The organism is Pseudomonas parafulva NBRC 16636 = DSM 17004, from assembly GCF_000730645.1.
Lineage (GTDB): Bacteria > Pseudomonadota > Gammaproteobacteria > Pseudomonadales > Pseudomonadaceae > Aquipseudomonas > Aquipseudomonas parafulva.
On the sequence record NZ_BBIU01000040.1, the window covers coordinates 18,100 to 35,108 of the forward strand.

Sequence of the window (17,009 nt, forward strand, 5' to 3'; positions counted from 1 at the left end):
TGCGACTGCAAGTTAGGCCTGGCGGGTTTCCGCGAGCCCGCGACGAACGCGGTTGTAAAGGGTATAGAGCGAGAGCACGAGGATGACCAGCAACAGGCCGTTGACCCAGGCAGCGGTAAGCAGCCCCACCGCCACCCCTGCGCCCAGCACGCCGAACGCAAAGGCGCGGTCGCTCTTGCCCATGGGGCCGTCATAGCGCCGCGAAGCCCCGGCCAGCGGGCCCATCACCCCGGCGTACTCGCTGACAGTGGCGAACAGCACCACCAGTACCACCAACACAGGTGACACGCCGGGCAGCAGGGCGAAGGGCAGGTACAGTGCAGCATCCGCGATCACGTCGCACAGCTCGTTCAGGTAGGCGCCCAGGGTGGATTGCTGGCCAAACTCCCGTGCCAGCATGCCGTCGATGGCATTCAGCGCCATGCGCACCAGCATCCATATCGGCACCAGCACGAACAGCCAGGTGACGTGGGGCACCGCGGCTAGCAGCAGGCCCAGCAGTACCGACAGCAGGGCGGCGGATACCGTGACCTGGTTGGCGGTTACGCCGCGATCATGAAGGCGCTGCACCGAGGGGCGCAGCAATGCCTGGAAACGGGGTTTGAGCTGGTAGATTGATGCCACTGGCAAATCCTTTTTCGAGTGGGCCGCATGGGCGTCATTTTGGGTGAGGCTGACACTGGGGTAAAGCCACCTACCTGACGGTGGAGGGTGGATGGCCTTCAGTGTAGGAAGTATCTGATTTGAGGGGCCTGCCGTTTGAAGTTCCTTCCTGGGTGTTAGGTTTTTGGGCCTAAACCAAGGGCAGGGAGCTGCGCGATGCGCGTGAACATTGAAGGCAGGGGCCAGGCAGTAGATGGCGACGTCACCACTACCGGTGCCGTTTGTATTGCCACCGGCACGGGTTACCTGGACAACTCGCGCAACGTGCTACGCGTCGGCGACCCGACCACGGCGTGCCCGGTTTGCAGGCAAGCAGGCGTGGTGGCCGAAGGGGCTGAAAGCTTTATCTCCGATGGCCAGCCTGTCGCCACGGATGGTTCATTGGTGATCTGCGGTTGCTCGCCTGGCAGCAACCGGGTCGTCGCACCGCTCTACGAGGGGCCGCCGAGCAGCCAGCCCGGTACTGCGGGTGGGCCAACTGCCTTGGCTGAGCCAGCGACTGTTTTCCGGGGGGACGGGTTTTCCCGAACCCTTGTCAGCGCGCTGCCCGGTACCCTTGAGCCGGGGTTCTATCTGGTTCCCCGGCGCATGTCGTTTGCGCAGGTCTTGCTGCAGCTCGCTGAACACGATGCCACCTTGCCCATCTCTCGCTTGAAATGGCTCAACCCCACTTATGCACAGGGCTTCAAGGCTGGGGAAATGTTCGTCATCGGCGACCCGGACAACGGCCATGCCTGCACCCGCGAGGAAGGGCAGCTGATGGCCGCCGCGCAGCACGCCAGGCGCGCACTGCAAGCGCTCGACATGGCCGAAGCCGATTTCATGATGGAGCACCAGGCGGAGATTGCAGGGTTACTCGAAAACGCCAGCCAGGCCATGGGCGTGGGCACAGATATGCTCAACCAAGGGCTGAAACAAGTAAGCGGGACCCTGTCGGCGATCGAACAGTTGCATCAGCAGGAGTTTGTCCGCCATGGCCATTTGAACAGCCCAGGCTTCTTTGCCGAGCGGCGGCGCCTTTTGCAGCAGTTGGACGGCCAGTTGAAGGCCGCGTTGCTAAATAAACAACTGAACTTGGGTAACTATGAGCGCCTGAAGAAGCGCCTGAATATCTCCACCAAAAGCCTGGTTCATCACTGGTCCAAAGCTGGCGGGCCGGGGCAGATACCCGGTTATGCGACGCACCTGGATAAGGTGGCACGGCTTAGCAAGTACCTTAAGGCGGGCGGGTATGCAGGAATTGGAATAGGTGGAGGGGCTTCGTATTTGAAAATTCAAGAGGTTTGCAGGGCTGGTGATTCTCGCGAATGTGAGCGTGTCAGGCTAGTAGAGGTAGGAAGCTTTATAGGCGGGACATTTGGTGGTACTGCGGGAGCCACTATTGCCACTCCCGCCGTCTTGTCCATATGTGGTGTAGTCGGATTTAGTACTGCAGGTGTTGGGGCAGCTTTATGTGGTATTGCAGGAGTTGGAGCAGCATCTTACTTAGGTGGCTGGATAGGTGAATTAATAGGTGAAGAGGGCGGTGAGATGCTATTCAGGGGGAGCAATGATTGACGTTGATTCATGGCCGTTGAAAGCGCAGCTTGCTTTCGTAGTATCACCCTTCTTGATAATCATCCTCGGGATGATCGTGAATGGATCTGTGATCTGGTCCCGTGATTTCAAGGTGCTAAACGAGGCTTTCAGGAATAACACGTATGTCGCAGGCGTCAGGGGTGTCATGGGGGACACCAGTATTCGGGCGCGTTGGTTCATAGCATGCACCGTAGCAGGGGCTGTTGTTTTCAAAAAATTCAACTGCCGTATCGGAGTGGTGAGTGAGTCTGAGGTGATGGGCGTTCCTGTACATTTGAGAAAGCGGCTGCGGGTAGCATATTGGCTGAATGCAGTCGGCTTTTCTTGGCTCGTATTAGTCTGTGCAGTGATCAAGTTGGGCAGGTTGCATTAATTCAGCCTGCGTTTCCACTTGGGAGCAGAGAAAAGCCTGCCTATGTGCGGGCGCAGGAGAACCAATAGTTGAATTGATTGATGAGGCGGCGCCAGATGAATTTTGAAGCGTGGCCACCATCTTGAAGTTAGTCTTCCTGCTGCCGCCCATTTTTCATCGGTCTAACATCCCTTCATATCAAGTCAGGGGCTGGTAAACCCAGCAGAGATAAAAAATTTCCCGCCCCGGCTGAGGTCTCGAATACTGATTGCGTCCTGGCTGGAAATCGTTGCCTTTTTATGGTTGGTCATAGGCTATTTCATCATCCGCTAAAAAGGGCTTTTCCCTATCAACGCCACCAACCCCGCCGCATACCCTGGCAACGCTGCAAAATCCCGTGCGCACATCAGCAACCGGCGGTTGGCCCAGGGTTCCTGTAAGCCAGCCCAATGCAATGGCAGCAAGCCCTGCCAGCGCTGTACCGCCGCCAGTGGCACAACGCCGACTCCCGCCCCGCCAGCAACCATGCGGATTACCCCGTCAAACCCCTCGGCCCTTACCCGTACCTGCATGCGCAGGCCGGCACGCAGTGCCAATTCTTCGAGGTACAACGCCAGGGCGCTGGCAGGCCCCAGGCCGACATAGCCGTAGGCCAGGCTGTCGATAAAGCGGGGTGCCGGCATCCGGGCCAGTGGGTGGCCCGGGGGCGTTACCAGCACCAGTGGATCGTCGCGAAAGGGCCGCGTCTGCAGGTGCTCCACCGGGGCGGCACTTGAGACTACGCCCAAGTCGGCAATGCCCTGGGTAATGGATTGCACAATGCGTAAACTCGGCATCTCCTGCACATCCACGCTCACCCCGGGGTGGGTTGCCAGGTAGCTGGCCAGCAGTTCCGGCAGGTATTCGGTGAGGGCTGCGGTGTTGCACAGCAAGCGCACCTGGCCCTGTTGCCCTTGGGCATACTGCGCCAGGTCGAACTGAAGGCGCTCCACCTGCTGGCCGATCAGCCGGGCGTGCTGCAACAAAGCCTGGCCGGCCGCCGTTGGCACAACGCCGCGGCGGTTGCGCTGCAGCAGCGGCACACCCAGCGAAGCCTCCATGGCGCGGATGCGTGCGCTGGCTGCGGGTAGCGACAGATGGCTCCGGCTGGCGCCCGCAGTGATGTTTCCACATTCCAGGGTGTGTTGAAACAGCCTGAGATCAACCAGCTCGAAGTGCATGTGGCTCTGTCCACGCAATAGTCTGGGTGAGTATATGGCAGATGTTCACACGGTCAGGCATCCGCCATCATCGACCCATGAATACAGTCTTCGCGTTTTACCAGGATATCGGCCCAGCCCTGTCGCTACTGGTGGTGCTGACATTTCTCATGGCTGGCGCAGTGAAAGGCGTGATCGGCCTGGGTTTGCCGACGGTGGCAATGGGGTTGCTGGGCCTGGCTATGCCCCCTGCGCAGGCAGCGGCCCTGCTTATCGTGCCTTCGACCCTGACCAATCTCTGGCAGCTGGCCAGTGGCGGACATCTGCGCACGTTGCTCGTGCGTTTGTGGCCCCTGCTGGCAATGACCTTCATTGGCACCCTGCTGGGCAGCGCCTGGCTGGGCATCGACAGCGGCCCCTGGGCCGTGCATGCCCTGGGCGCGGCCTTGCTGGTGTACGCCCTTTATGGCTTGGCCGGGCCGGGCTTCAGCCTGGCACCTTCCCGGGAGCGCTGGCTGGGGCCTATATGCGGGCTGATCACCGGGGTGGCCACGGCCGCTACCGGGGTGTTCGTGATGCCGGCGGTGCCGTACCTGCAAAGCCTGGGCCTGTGCCGTGAGCAGATGATCCAGGCATTGGGCTTGTCCTTCACGGTTTCCACTCTGGCATTGGCCATCGGCCTGGCCGGCCAGGATGCACTTGGTGGTCAGGCCCTGGGTGCCTCACTGCTGATGCTGGCGCCGGCGCTGCTGGGCATGCTCGCCGGGCAATGGCTGCGTCAGCGTATCAGCCCAGTGCTGTTCAAGCGGTGCTTCTTCATTGGCCTGGCCATGCTGGGTGGCCATCTGTTGCTCAACGGCTAGCAGACGATGGGCTAAGCATGTCTACCCGCTGGAACTCGAAATCCTGCGCCAGGTAGTCCATGCGCCGCTCAGCGAATGCAGTCATGTGGGGCAGCGCGGCGTGCACATCCAGCGCTGCTTTGTCAGCCCATACTTCGAAGAATACGAACAGGGTCGGGTCCTGCTGGTCGCGCAGCATATGGTACTCGATGCAGCCAGGTTCCCGGCGGCTGGGCTCCACAAAGGGCCTGAACAGGTTCTCGAAAGCATCGGCCATTTCCGGCCGCGTCTTGGCCTTGAGGATGAATGCGTATTGCTCGGTCATGAAGCGTCGCTCGTGTGAGGGAAGGGCAATGTTAAAGCAATAATAAAACCTGGATTGGTGCTTTTGGATCACATGTATTGTGCGGTAACGAGGCTGTTTGCTGCATCCCACGGCCTATAACCTGCGGCCTCAACTTTTCACTGAGCCGGTCGCCGGCTATCAGAGGCCCAGCATGAAGCACATCCTTTTGCTCAACGGCGGCAAACAGTTCGCCCATTCTCACGGTCAGCTCAACCAGACTCTTCATGATGCAGCGCTGGCCCATCTGGACCATGCCGGGTTCGCGGTGCAGCAGACCTTCATCGACGGCGGTTACGACGTGCCGGCCGAGGTAGAGAAGTTTCTCTGGGCCGATGTCGTCATCTACCAGATGCCAGGTTGGTGGATGGGCGCGCCCTGGACGGTGAAAAAGTACATCGACGACGTGTTCACGGAAGGCCATGGCAGCCTGTACGCCAACGATGGCCGCAGCCGCTCGGACACCTCGCGCACGTATGGCAGTGGTGGCCTGTTGCAAGGCAAGCAGTACATGCTGTCGCTTACCTGGAACGCACCGCAGCAGGCGTTCGATGCCGCAGACGATTTCTTCGAAGGCAAGGGTGTCGATGGGGTGTACTTCCCGTTTCACAAGGCCAACCAGTTTCTTGGCATGACCGGCCTGCCCACCTACCTGGCGGTGGACGTGATCAAGCGCCCGGACGTACCGGTTGCGCTGGCAGGTTACCTGGCGCATCTGGACAAGGTGTTCGGCAAGGCGATCTAATCCCGGCAGCTACCTGCCGCAGGCCTGAATGTGAAAACCCGATCCGAAGAGCTCCAGGTGTTCGTCGCTGTCATCGACTGCGGCTCCCTTTCCGCCGCCGCCGAACAGATCGGCCAGACCCCCTCGGCGGTCAGCCGCACCCTGGCACGCCTTGAGACCAAGTTGGGCACCACGCTGGTGAACCGAACCACACGGCGGATGGACCTCACCGAAGAGGGGCGCTTCTTTCTAGAGCGGGCGCGGCGGATACTGCAGCAAATGGACGACATGGAAGAACGCCTGGCGATCAACCGCCAGATGCCCACCGGGCGCCTGCGCATCAATGCGGCGGCGCCTTTCATGCTGCATGCCATCGTCCCGTGGGTTGGCGAGTTTCGTCAGCACTACCCTGGCATCGAGCTGGAGCTGAACACCGACGACCTGATCATCGACCTGCTGGAGCACAGCACGGATGTGGCGATACGGATCGGTGAGCTGGCCGACTCCAGCCTGCATGCCCGTAGCCTGGGCAGCAGCCCGGTACAGGTGCTGGCCAGCCCTGCCTACCTCGCCCGGCAGGGGGTGCCGCTGCGGGTCGAGGACCTGCCCAGCCACAGCCTGCTGGGCTTCAGCCAACCCGAATCACTCAACCGTTGGCCCCTGCGCCATGCCCAGGGGGAGCAGTGGGGCATTCGCCCGGCGCTCACGGCCTCCAGCGGCGAAACCCTGCGCCAGCTGGCCTTGGCGGGGGAAGGCATCGTCTGCCTCTCGCATTTCATGACCCACGACGACATCCGCGCCGGGCGCCTGCAGGTATTGCTGGCAGATGCCAACAACGGCTATCGCCAGCCCATCCATGCCGTCTATTACCGCAATACCCAGCTGGCCCTGCGCATCCAGTGTTTCCTTGATTTCATCCAGCGCAAACTGGAAAGGTACGCCAGCCCAGTTGCCTGATCACGACATGGCCTGCCCGCCGACGGCGAAACTGCCAGGTGCCGATTGCACACCGGCGGCCCTTCGGCCTTACTGACAACTCGACAAAAACCAACACCAAGGAAGTGTCATGCGTATTGTCCCGTTCCAGTACCTGGCCCTGGCCGCCGCGATTCTCAGCTGCTCTTCGGTGCATGCCGTTGTGTTGGAAGGCGGCGCCGTCGCTGCTCCCGATGAGTACGGTGCAAAGGTGGCCGCCGACATCCTGAAGAAAGGCGGTAATGCGGTGGATGCTGCGGTGGCTACCGCCTTTACCCTGGCCGTCACCTACCCGGAGGCCGGCAACATCGGCGGGGGTGGCTTCATGACCCTGTTCGTCGACGGCAAGCCCTACTTCCTCGATTACCGTGAAGTCGCCCCGCGGGCGGCCACGCGCAACATGTACCTGGATGACAAGGGCGAAGTCATCGAGAACCTGAGCCTGGTTGGCGCCCGCGCAGCAGGTGTGCCGGGGACGGTGATGGGGCTATGGGAGGCACACCACAAGTTCGGCAAATTGCCCTGGAGCGAGCTGCTGACCCCGGCCATCGGCTATGCCAAAAATGGTTTCAAGGTGGCGGAAAAACAGTACCAGTACCGCAACGATGCCCAAGGCATGTTCAAGACCGCCACCAACTTCAACGACTATTTCGGCAACATGAAGGTTGGTGAGCTGTTCAAGCAACCCGAAATGGCACACACCCTGGAACGCATTGCCGACAAGGGCGTGAGCGAGTTCTACCAAGGCAAGACCGCAGACCTGCTGGTGGCGCAGATGCAGGCCGACAAAGGGCTCATCACCAAGCAGGACCTGCAGGACTACAAGGCTGTCTGGCGTGAACCGATGGCCGTGAGCTGGCGCGGCAACGTGGTGTATACCGCGCCGCCGCCCAGCTCTGGCGGGGTCGCCCTGGCGCAGCTGTTGGGCATCAAGGAAGACCGTGCCGCCGATTTCAAAGGCGTGGCGCACAACTCCGCGCAGTACATCCACCTGCTGGCCGAAATCGAGAAGCGGGTGTTCGCCGACCGTGCCGATTACCTTGGCGACCCGGCCTTCACTCAGGTACCTGTGGACAAGCTGGTCGCCAAGGCCTACCTGGCCAAACGCGCCGCCCAGGTCAACCCGAAGGCCATTTCTGATACGGCGCAGGTCAAGCCCGGCCTCGAGCCGCACCAGACCACGCATTTTTCCATCGTCGACAAGCAGGGCAACGCCGTCAGCAACACCTACACCCTCAACCTGGACTACGGCAGTGGCGTCGTGGTCAAAGGTGCAGGCTTCCTGCTCAATGACGAAATGGACGACTTCAGCGCCAAGCCCGGTGCGGCCAACGCGTTCGGCGTGGTAGGCGGCGATGCCAATGCCATTGCCCCCGGCAAGCGCATGCTGTCGTCGATGAGCCCCAGCCTGATGACCCGCGACGGGAAGGTGGAGCTGGTGATCGGCACGCCGGGCGGTTCGCGGATCTTTACCTCGATCTTCCAGGTGATGAACAACCTGTACGACTACAACATGCCGCTGGAAAAGGCAGTGGCCGCGCAGCGCGTGCATCACCAGTTGCTGCCCAAGGACACGATCTACTACGACAGCTATGCCCCGTTGACCGGCCAGGTGGCCGATGACCTGAAGCAGATGGGGTACGTGCTTGAGGACCAAGGCTGGGAGATGGGCGACATCCAGGCGATCCGGGTAAACGGTGCCACGCTTGAAACCGCCTCCGACCCCCGCGGCCGCGGCGTGGGCCTACTGGTCAAGTAACCCCACGCCACGCCCGATCACACCCTGAACCGGCTCACCAACATCTGCAACTCCCCGCCGAGCCGCGCCAGCTCCACGCTGGACGCGGCCGTCTCATCGCTGGCTGCCGCCGTCTGCTCCGACACATCGCGCACATTCAGGATGCTGCGGCTGATCTCTTCCGCCACCGCACTTTGCTGCTCTGCGGCCGCTGCAATCTGCTGGTTCATCGACTGAATGCTCGACACCGTGCTGGTGATGCTCTCAAGCGACGACCCTGCCTTGCGCGCCAGTTCCACGCTGCTGTCGGTCAGCGAGCGGCTGCCCTGCATGGCATTGGCCACCTGCTGGGTGCCGTGCTGCAGGCTGGCGATCAGCTCTTCGATTTCTTCGGTGGATTTCTGCGTACGCTGGGCCAGGCCGCGCACCTCGTCGGCGACCACGGCAAAACCGCGGCCTGCCTCGCCGGCACGTGCCGCCTCGATGGCTGCGTTCAGCGCCAGCAGGTTGGTCTGTTCGGCAACCGACTTGATCACGTCCATTACACTGCCGATTTTCTGGCTTTCCTGCTGCAGCAGGTTCATGGCCTCTGTGGACCGGTGCATGTCATCGGCCAGGCGCTCGATCTGGCCAATCGCTTCACCGACCACGCGATCACCGGCACGGGCTTCGCCATCGGCCCCCGTGGCGGCGTGCGACGCCTGTTCGGCGTTGCGCGCCACTTCCTGAACGGTGGCAGCCATCTCGTGCATGGCGGTGGCCACCTGGTCGGTCTCGACCTTCTGGCTGTTGGCCCCTGCGCTGGTCTGCTCGGTCACTGCCGACAGCTCTTCGGCGGCGCTGGCAATTTGCGTGACGCCATCACGAATTCCGCCAATCAGCTCACGCAGGGTGGTACCCATGCGCGCGATGCCTTGCTGCAGTACACCCAGTTCATCGCGGCGGGTAACCCGCAGCTGCTCGGTAAGGTCGCCGCTGGCAATCCGCTCCACGGCCACCAGTGTGTCCTGCAACGGGCGAGTGATCTGGCGGGTGATCAGCACGGCCGCCAGCACACCGACCAGCAGCGCCAGCAACGTAGCCACGGCCTGCAGGGTGCGGGCCTGGCTGCTTTCGATGTCGCGACGCTCCAGCTGTATCTTGTACAGCGCATCACTGGTCTTGACGATGTCGGCACCTTCTACCGTCATTTCTGCCCGGGCGACGTTGATGGTGGCGACGGCGTCGCGGAACTGGCGCGCAGCGTCACGGAACGCCAACACGGCGCGCTCAAGCGGCTGCAAAGTGGCCCCCTGGCCAGGCAATTCCCGCTTGAGGGTGTCCACCTCGGCCAGTGCAGCGTCCAGCTGACGCAGCGCAGCCTGTTCGTTCTGTGCGGTGTTATCGGCAATGTAGCCGCGCACGTCGATGCGCACCTGCAACAGCTGCTGGCGGGTCTTGCTGATCAGTTGCTGTTGGGCCAGGCGCACGCTGTCGCCCTCGGCGCGTGCCATCACGGCCTGGCTCAATGCGTCCATGGCCTTGTCGGCCTGGGCAGAGGCGTTGTCCATGGCGGCGCGGGCAGTGCGGCCAGCGTCGTAGCCCTGGCGCATCTTGGCCAGCGAGACTTTGTAGGCGCTGATGGTTTCGCCCAGCTCGCCCAGCAACTTCACGTTTTCAGGGCTCTTGAAGGTATGCGCCAGGTAGGCCTGCTGCTTGCTGAATGTATCGAGCTTGGCCTGGGTATTGGCCGCTGCTGCGTCGTCACCGTTGGCGATCATGTATTGCAGCCGCGCGATGCGCAGGTCGGTCAGGTCCTTGTTCAGCTGGCTGATATCGCTCATCCAGTTGCTGCGGTCGATCAGGCTGCCCAGGCTGGTCCAGCCAGTCAGGGCCAGCACGCCGGTCAGGATAAGCACCAGGCCGAAGCCCAGGCCAAGTTTCAGGTTGACGCTGATGTTGGCAAACCAGCTGTTCATGCACGCACTCCAGAAGTTGTTTTCGCTCTCTTGATCTTCGTTCGCGAGGCGTTGTTGTTCTGGATGCCCGCTGAATCGTGCTGGGTGTATCGGCAGCGGAAGGGGAAGCTGAAACGCTTTTTCAGCAAAACCGTAACAGGCGCGGGATAAAGGGGCCGTTTGGCGGCCCCGGAAATCTCAAAGGTTGCGGGCGCTGAAGGTATCGCAGCTGTCTACTTCGCCCTGTGCGAAGCCGGCCTTGAACCAGCGCACCCGCTGCGCCGACGTGCCGTGGGTGAACGAGTCTGGAACCACGCGGCCCTGGCCCTGTTGCTGCAACCGGTCATCGCCAATGGCATTGGCCGCGTTCAGGGCCTCCTCCACATCACCCGGTTCCAGCCAGTTCAGGCGCTTCTGCGCCTGGTAGGCCCACACACCGGCCAGGCAGTCGGCCTGCAACTCCTGGCGCACCAGCAGGCCGTTGTCGCCTTCCATGCGCTGGCCGCTGCGACGGGCGGCATCCACCTTGGCCGAAACCCCCAGCAAGGTCTGCACGTGGTGGCCAATCTCGTGGGCGATCACGTAGGCCTGGGCAAAGTCACCTGCAGCGGCAAAGCGTGTTTCCATTTCACGGAAGAACGACATGTCCAGGTAAACGCGCTGGTCTGCCGGGCAATAGAACGGCCCGACCGCTGCCGAGGCAAAGCCACAGGCCGAATTGACCTGACCGCTGAACAGCACCAGTTTGGGGTCGCGGTACTGTTTGCCGGCCTGCGCGAACAGCGCCTGCCAGGTGTCCTCGGTATCGCCCAGGATGGACGCGACGAACTCGGCCTGCTGATCGTTGGCAGGTGGCGCCTTGCCAGAAGTGGCGGTGGGTGCTTGCTGCTGCATCTGGCCGGTCAGTTGGCCCAGGATCTGCAACGGGTCCTGGCCGGTCAGCCAGCCGATGCCCACGATCAGCAGGATGGCGCCGAGCCCCAGCCCTTTGCCGCCACCAAACCGCATCCCGCCGCCACCTGAGCCCCGGGCGTCGACCACATTGTCGCTACGTCGGCCTTTTCGCCATTCCATGAATGCTCTCCAGAGCCTGAAACAAGAAGATAAAGATTAGTCCACTGCACCGACAGGTGTCAGGCGCTTCTGTCATGCATAACCATTTGGTTAAGCCTCTTCGGCATGAATTCAATATTCATTGCATCCATGCTGCCTGAAACTGTAAGTCCGCCTGCCCCACCCAGGCGTTCCATAATTCCAAGAGAGGAAACCGGCATGCCCGCTCAGGACAACAGCCGCTTCGTGATCCGTGATCGCAACTGGCACCCCAAGGCCCTGACGCCTGACTACAAGACCTCGATCGCGCGCTCGCCGCGCCAGGCCTTGGTCAGCATCCCACAGTCGATCAGTGAAACCACCGGCCCTGATTTCTCCCACCTGGGCTTTGGCGCCCATGACCACGACCTGCTGCTGAACTTCAATAACGGCGGCTTGCCGATTGGGGAGCGCATCATCGTTGCCGGTCGCATTGTCGACCAGTATGGCAAGCCTGTGCCAAACACCCTGGTCGAAATGTGGCAGGCCAACGCCGGCGGCCGCTACCGCCACAAGAATGACCGCTACCTGGCGCCGCTCGACCCCAACTTCGGGGGTGTAGGCCGCTGCCTCACCGACCGCGACGGTTACTACAGCTTCCGCACCATCAAACCCGGCCCGTACCCCTGGCGCAATGGCCCGAACGACTGGCGTCCGGCGCACATTCACTTCGCCATCAGCGGGCCTTCGATCGCGACCAAACTGATCACCCAGCTGTATTTCGAGGGCGACCCGCTGATCCCGATGTGCCCGATCGTGAAGTCCATCGCCAACCCGCAAGCCGTGCAACAGTTGATCGCCAAGCTCGACATGAGCAACGCCAACCCGATGGATTGCCTGGCGTACCGCTTCGACATCGTGCTGCGTGGCCAGCGCAAGACCCACTTCGAAAACTGCTGAGGACCCCGCCATGCCAATCGAACTGCTGCCGGAAACCCCTTCGCAAACGGCCGGCCCCTATGTGCACATCGGCCTGGCCCTGGAAGCGGCCGGCAACCCCACCCGTGACCAGGAAATCTGGAACCGCCTGGCCAAGCCTGAGGCTGCCGGCGAACACATCGTGCTGATCGGCCACGTGTACGACGGCAACGGCCACCTGGTGCGCGATTCGTTCCTGGAGCTGTGGCAAGCCGATGCCAACGGCGACTACCAGGACGCCTACAACCTGGAGAACGCCTTCAACAGCTTCGGGCGCACCGCCACCACCTTCGACGCTGGCGAGTGGACGGCGCACACGGTCAAACCGGGCGTGGTCAACAATGCGGCAGGTGTGCCGATGGCGCCGCACATCAACCTCAGCCTGTTTGCCCGCGGCATCAATATCCACCTGCACACCCGCCTGTATTTCGACGATGAGGCCGAGGCCAACGCCAAATGCCCGGTGCTCAACCTGATCGAGCAGCCCCAGCGGCGGGAAACCCTGATTGCCAAGCGCTGCGAAGTGGAGGGGAAGACGGCCTATCGCTTCGATATCCGTATTCAGGGGGAAGGGGAGACGGTGTTCTTCGACTTCTAAGTGAAGGGGCGCTCGCTCCGTCCAGGCCAAGGTAATGCCTTGACGGAGCGGCCCCTCAAGCAGCCTGGTAATCAGCTGTTTACAGGCTTCAGGTCGAACGCATCGGCCTGGTACTGGAAGAGCAGGCAATCGGCTGCCGCAGTGCACCCGCTTTCGTGTACCAGGTCCGCCGGTAGCTTGTAGTACGACCCCGCCTGGAATTCGCTGCGTTGGCCATCGATCACTGCGTAAAACGTGCCGTGCAGCACAACTGTCGGCAGCGCCTGGCTGTGCTGGTGCAGGCCATTGTCGGTCCCTTTTCTGAACCTGACATAGGCCGAATAAGGCCCGGTGCCAAAGATATCGCCCTCTACGTTCGCGTAACTGACGGCGCCCTGGGTATTGGGCACCGCTTGCCATGCAAGGGCGCTGCTGTCGGGTACTGACACGGTTTTTTCTGCCGCATTGATGCCTGTTGCCAGGGTTGCGAGCGCCATGCCCGCGACTATTTTCTGTAATGCCTTCATGTGAAATTCCTTCGCTGGATAACCCTACAGCCAAGGCTAAAGTAACGCCATTCACACAGATACGGCCCTGCATGGCCAAGACCTGTGCTTATTTTGCACAGATCAAGCTTGCCACCGGGGTTGGGCGTAATAAGCCTGCACATACTCCAGCAGCGCCCGCACCTTGGGTGCCAGGTAGCGGCTTTGCGGGTAGACAGCGTAAAGGTTGCGCGCGGGCAACTTCCAGCCTTCAAGTACTGGCACCAGACGCCCGTCGAGCAGCGCATCGTGCACGATGAAGCGGTCGAAACTGGCAATGCCCAACCCGCCGATTGCAGCAGCGCGCAGGGCCATTGGTGAGTTGGCACTCAGGCGCCTGGGCATGACGATGTCGTGTTGCTCGCCATCCGCGCGGGTGAGCTGCAACCGCTGAGGGTGCGCAAGGTTGCTGTAGCCGAGCAGTGCATGGCTACTCAGCGTGCCCGGTGAGCTGGGCGCACCATGGCGTTTGAGGTAACCGGGGGCCGCGACCAGCATTACCTCGCTGGGCGCCAGCCGGCGAGCCACCAGGCTGGAGTCCGGCAACTGATCGGTGATCCGCAGGCACACATCGACTTCATCTTCGAGCATGTCGATAAAGCGATCGCTGCAATTGAGCTCCACCTGCAGGCATGGGTGTCGTTCCACAAAGTCAGCCAGCCAGCGCCCCAGTTCCAGCTCGCCGAAGGCGGTTGGCACACTCAGGCGCAGGGTGCCTGTGGGTTGCTGCTGATGCTCGGAGAGCTCAAGCGTCATCGCTTGGACCTGCTCAAGGATAGAGACGCAGTGGCGATAAAAAAGTGTGCCCGCTTCGGTCAGGTGCAGGCGGCGGGTGGTGCGGGCAAGCAGTTGTGTGCCCAGTTGGCGCTCCAGCTGCTTCACCTGGCGTGAGAGTACGGTGTGGGACTGGCCTGTACAGCTGGCCGCGGCGCTGAAGCTGCCGAGGTCGACGACCCGGCGAAAGGTGTGCATGGCGGCCAACTGGTCCATCTTCACGGGCTCCTGACAGGGCCGGTGGGCCGTAACGGCCCAACCGGCTGAGGGATCAGCGCCGAACCAGCAATACGCCGCTTTCCATGTGGTGGGTGTAGGGGAACTGGTCGAACAACGCACAGCGTTCGATCCGGTGCGTATCGTGCAACTGGGCGATGTTTTGCGCCAGGGTTTCCGGGTTGCAGGAGATGTACAGGATGCGCTCGAAGCGCCGGGTGAGCTCGCAAGTATCCGGGTCCATGCCGGCACGCGGCGGGTCGACGAACACGGTGCCGAACCTGTAGCTGCCCAGGTCGATGCCTTCCAGCCGGCGGAACGGCCGCACGCCGTTCAATGCCTGGGTCAGTTCCTCTGCCGACAGCCGCACCAGGCGCACGTTGTCCACAGCGTTTTCGTCCAGGTTGCTCAGCGCGGCATTCACCGACGTCTTGCTGATTTCGGTCGCCAGCACCTGGCGGGCGCGGGTGGCCAGCGGCAGGGTAAAGTTGCCGTTGCCGCAATACAGCTCCAGCAGGTCGTCCTCACGTTCGCCCATGGCGTCGAACGCCCAGCCGAGCATCTTCTGGTTCACCGCGCCATTGGGTTGGGTGAAGGCCCCCTCGGGCTGGCGATAGCTGAACAGCCGGCCCGCCACATCGAGCTCCTCCACCGCGTAGTCGCGGCCGATGACCAGGCGCTTGCCCTTGGAGCGGCCGATGATGCTGACGCCCAACTCATCGGCAAGCTGCCGGGCGGCCACTTCCCAGACAGCGTCCAGCGGGCGGTGGTAGCACAACGTGATCATCGCGTCGCCGGCCAGCGTGGTCAGGAACTCGACCTGGAACAGGCGGTTGCCCAGTGCCTCGTTGCCCTGCCACGCAGCCTTCAGCCGAGGCATCAGGGCATTGATGGGGCGGCTGGCGATTGGGAAATCGTCGATCAGAATCGCCTTGTGCTTGTCCCCGGGCGCAAACATGGCGTAGTGGCGCTGGCCGTCCTCGCGCCACAGGCGGAACTCGGCGCGCAGGCGGTAGTGCTCGCGCGGTGAATCGAAAACGGCAGGCTCCGGCGCGCTGAAAGGCGCCAGCAGCTCGCGCAGCCGGGCTACCTTGGCGTCCAGCTGGCTGGCGTAGGAGGAGGGGTCGAAAGCGGCACTCATGCGTTGAACCAGCCCAGCTTGATGACGAACAGAATGGAAAGGATGACCAGCGCCGCATTCAGGTCGCGGTGGCGGCCACTGATCAGCTTGATGGCTGTCCAGGCGATGAAGCCGAAGGCGATCCCATTGGCAATCGAGTAGGTCAGCGGCATGGCCAGGGCGGTGACCACCACCGGCGCGGCTTCGGTAACGTCATCCCAGTTGATTTCTGCCAGGCCCGAGGCCATCAGCACGGCAACGAACAGCAGGGCCGGCGCCGTGGCGAAGGCCGGTACGCTGCCGGCCAGCGGGGCGAAGAACAGCGCCAGCAGGAACAGCACGGCGACCACGATGGCCGTCAGGCCGGTGCGGCCACCTGCGCTCACGCCAGCGGCAGATTCGATGTAGCTGGTGGTGGTGGAAGTGCCCAGCAACGAACCGGCCATGGCGGCGGTGCTGTCGGCGATCAGGGCGCGGCCCATCTTCGGCATGTGCCCATCCTTGCCCATCAGCCCAGCGCGCTTGGCCACGCCGATCAGGGTGCCGGAATTATCGAACAGGTCGACGAACAGGAAGGCGAAGATCACGCTCACCAGCCCCACGTCCAGGGCGCCGGCGATGTCCAGCTGCAGGAAGGTAGGGGCCAGCGAAGGCGGCATGGAGACGATCCCGCCAAAGGGTGTGACGCCCATTGCAATGGCTGCCACGGTAACCGCCAGGATGCCGATCAGCACCGCGCCGCGCACCTTCAGCGCCTCCAGCCCCACAATCAGGAAGAAACCGAGGGTGGCCAGAATCGGCGCGGGCTGGCGCAAGTCACCCAGGCCCACCAGCGTGGCTGGGTTATCCACCACAATCCCCGCGTTATGCAGGGCGATCAGTGCCAGGAACAGCCCGATGCCCGCAGCGATGGCTGAGCGCAGGGGTAGCGGAATGCTGTTGACGATCCACTCGCGGATGCGAAAGATCGACAACAGGAAGAACATCACCGCCGACAGGAACACCGCGCCCAGGGCTACCTGCCAGGTGTGGCCCATGTGCAGCACCACGGTGTAGGTGAAGAAGGCGTTCAGGCCCATGCCCGGCGCCAGGGCGATCGGGTAGTTGGCGATCAGGCCCATGGTGGTGGAGCCGATGGCGGCCGCCAGGCAGGTGGCGACGAACAGCGCACCCTTGTCCATGCCGGTCTCGCCGAGGATGCTCGGGTTGACGAACAGGATGTAGGCCATGGCCAGGAAGGTGGTGACGCCCGCCAGTATCTCGGTGCGCACATTGGTGTTGTGTGCTTTTAGTTGAAACAGCCTTTCCAGCATGCCCGCTCCCCGAGGCGCCCCCGGCGCCATGAATGTATCGACCCCATCAGCAAAGCACAGACCGTACCGGTTGCCGTGGTTTTGCGTGGGGTGGAAAAAAGCC

General features: G+C 62.3%; 16 protein-coding genes. 7 read left to right on the forward strand and 9 right to left on the reverse strand.

What is annotated here, in order from left to right:
* Window positions 1-12: 12 nt before the first annotated feature.
* Window positions 13-624: a CDP-alcohol phosphatidyltransferase family protein gene (locus PPA02S_RS20465; RefSeq protein ID WP_028633342.1), complete on the reverse strand. Its 612-nt coding sequence runs from the start codon at window positions 622-624 to the stop codon at window positions 13-15.
* Window positions 625-819: 195 nt separating this feature from the next.
* Here PPA02S_RS20465 and PPA02S_RS20470 point away from each other — a divergent pair, with 195 nt between their 5' ends.
* Window positions 820-2,220: a PAAR domain-containing protein gene (locus PPA02S_RS20470; protein WP_028633341.1), complete on the forward strand. Its 1,401-nt coding sequence runs from the start codon at window positions 820-822 to the stop codon at window positions 2,218-2,220.
* 702 nt (window positions 2,221-2,922) lie between these two features.
* Here the strand turns inward: PPA02S_RS20470 and PPA02S_RS20480 are convergent.
* On the reverse strand, window positions 2,923-3,813 hold the full coding sequence (locus tag PPA02S_RS20480) for a LysR family transcriptional regulator (protein ID WP_028633339.1): 891 nt from the start codon (window positions 3,811-3,813) through the stop codon (window positions 2,923-2,925).
* A gap of 77 nt (window positions 3,814-3,890) precedes the next feature.
* Between PPA02S_RS20480 and PPA02S_RS20485 the strand changes: the two genes are divergently transcribed.
* Window positions 3,891-4,655, forward strand: coding sequence for a sulfite exporter TauE/SafE family protein (locus PPA02S_RS20485; RefSeq protein ID WP_028633338.1), 765 nt, complete (start codon window positions 3,891-3,893; stop codon window positions 4,653-4,655).
* Here PPA02S_RS20485 and PPA02S_RS20490 read toward each other — a convergent pair.
* Window positions 4,645-4,959, reverse strand: coding sequence for a putative quinol monooxygenase (locus PPA02S_RS20490; RefSeq protein WP_028633337.1), 315 nt, complete (start codon window positions 4,957-4,959; stop codon window positions 4,645-4,647). The genes PPA02S_RS20485 and PPA02S_RS20490 overlap by 11 nt on opposite strands.
* A gap of 172 nt (window positions 4,960-5,131) precedes the next feature.
* On the opposite strand from PPA02S_RS20490, the gene mdaB reads away from it, so the two are divergent.
* From mdaB to ggt, 3 genes are all read left to right on the forward strand, one after another.
* The gene (gene mdaB / locus PPA02S_RS20495; RefSeq protein ID WP_028633336.1) at window positions 5,132-5,722 is read left to right on the forward strand and encodes an NADPH:quinone oxidoreductase MdaB; all 591 of its coding nucleotides are present in this window, start codon (window positions 5,132-5,134) and stop codon (window positions 5,720-5,722) included.
* 30 nt (window positions 5,723-5,752) lie between these two features.
* Window positions 5,753-6,658, forward strand: a complete 906-nt coding sequence (locus PPA02S_RS20500; protein ID WP_028633335.1) for a LysR family transcriptional regulator — start codon at window positions 5,753-5,755, stop codon at window positions 6,656-6,658.
* Between the two features lie 109 nt (window positions 6,659-6,767).
* Window positions 6,768-8,435 (forward strand): gamma-glutamyltransferase, encoded by a 1,668-nt coding sequence (gene ggt, locus PPA02S_RS20505; RefSeq protein WP_028633334.1) that lies wholly within the window; start codon window positions 6,768-6,770, stop codon window positions 8,433-8,435.
* A gap of 17 nt (window positions 8,436-8,452) precedes the next feature.
* Here ggt and PPA02S_RS20510 read toward each other — a convergent pair whose 3' ends face one another.
* A complete protein-coding gene (locus tag PPA02S_RS20510; protein ID WP_028633333.1) occupies window positions 8,453-10,372 on the reverse strand; it encodes a HAMP domain-containing methyl-accepting chemotaxis protein in 1,920 nt (639 codons plus the stop codon).
* A 177-nt stretch (window positions 10,373-10,549) separates the two neighbouring features.
* Entirely contained in the window at window positions 10,550-11,425 is an 876-nt protein-coding gene (ypfJ, locus tag PPA02S_RS20515; RefSeq protein WP_028633332.1) for a KPN_02809 family neutral zinc metallopeptidase, read from the reverse strand.
* 198 nt (window positions 11,426-11,623) lie between these two features.
* Between ypfJ and pcaH the strand changes: the two genes are divergently transcribed.
* Together pcaH and pcaG are read left to right on the forward strand one after the other, a co-directional pair.
* The gene (pcaH, locus tag PPA02S_RS20520; protein ID WP_024087742.1) at window positions 11,624-12,343 is read left to right on the forward strand and encodes a protocatechuate 3,4-dioxygenase subunit beta; all 720 of its coding nucleotides are present in this window, start codon (window positions 11,624-11,626) and stop codon (window positions 12,341-12,343) included.
* A 10-nt stretch (window positions 12,344-12,353) separates the two neighbouring features.
* Entirely contained in the window at window positions 12,354-12,959 is a 606-nt protein-coding gene (gene pcaG, locus PPA02S_RS20525) for a protocatechuate 3,4-dioxygenase subunit alpha (protein WP_028633331.1), read from the forward strand.
* A gap of 71 nt (window positions 12,960-13,030) precedes the next feature.
* Here the strand turns inward: pcaG and PPA02S_RS20530 are convergent, their stop codons facing one another.
* The 4 genes from PPA02S_RS20530 to PPA02S_RS20545 form a co-directional block, all read right to left on the reverse strand.
* Complete coding sequence (locus tag PPA02S_RS20530; protein ID WP_028633330.1) at window positions 13,031-13,465, reverse strand: cupin domain-containing protein; 435 nt, start codon at window positions 13,463-13,465, stop codon at window positions 13,031-13,033.
* 102 nt (window positions 13,466-13,567) lie between these two features.
* Window positions 13,568-14,473 (reverse strand): LysR family transcriptional regulator, encoded by a 906-nt coding sequence (locus tag PPA02S_RS20535; protein WP_028633329.1) that lies wholly within the window; start codon window positions 14,471-14,473, stop codon window positions 13,568-13,570.
* 55 nt (window positions 14,474-14,528) lie between these two features.
* Entirely contained in the window at window positions 14,529-15,614 is a 1,086-nt protein-coding gene (gene trmA / locus PPA02S_RS20540; protein ID WP_028633328.1) for a tRNA (uridine(54)-C5)-methyltransferase TrmA, read from the reverse strand.
* Window positions 15,611-16,906 (reverse strand): NCS2 family permease, encoded by a 1,296-nt coding sequence (locus tag PPA02S_RS20545; RefSeq protein WP_028633327.1) that lies wholly within the window; start codon window positions 16,904-16,906, stop codon window positions 15,611-15,613. Before PPA02S_RS20545 ends, trmA begins: the two co-directional genes overlap by 4 nt.
* Window positions 16,907-17,009: the final 103 nt, after the last annotated feature.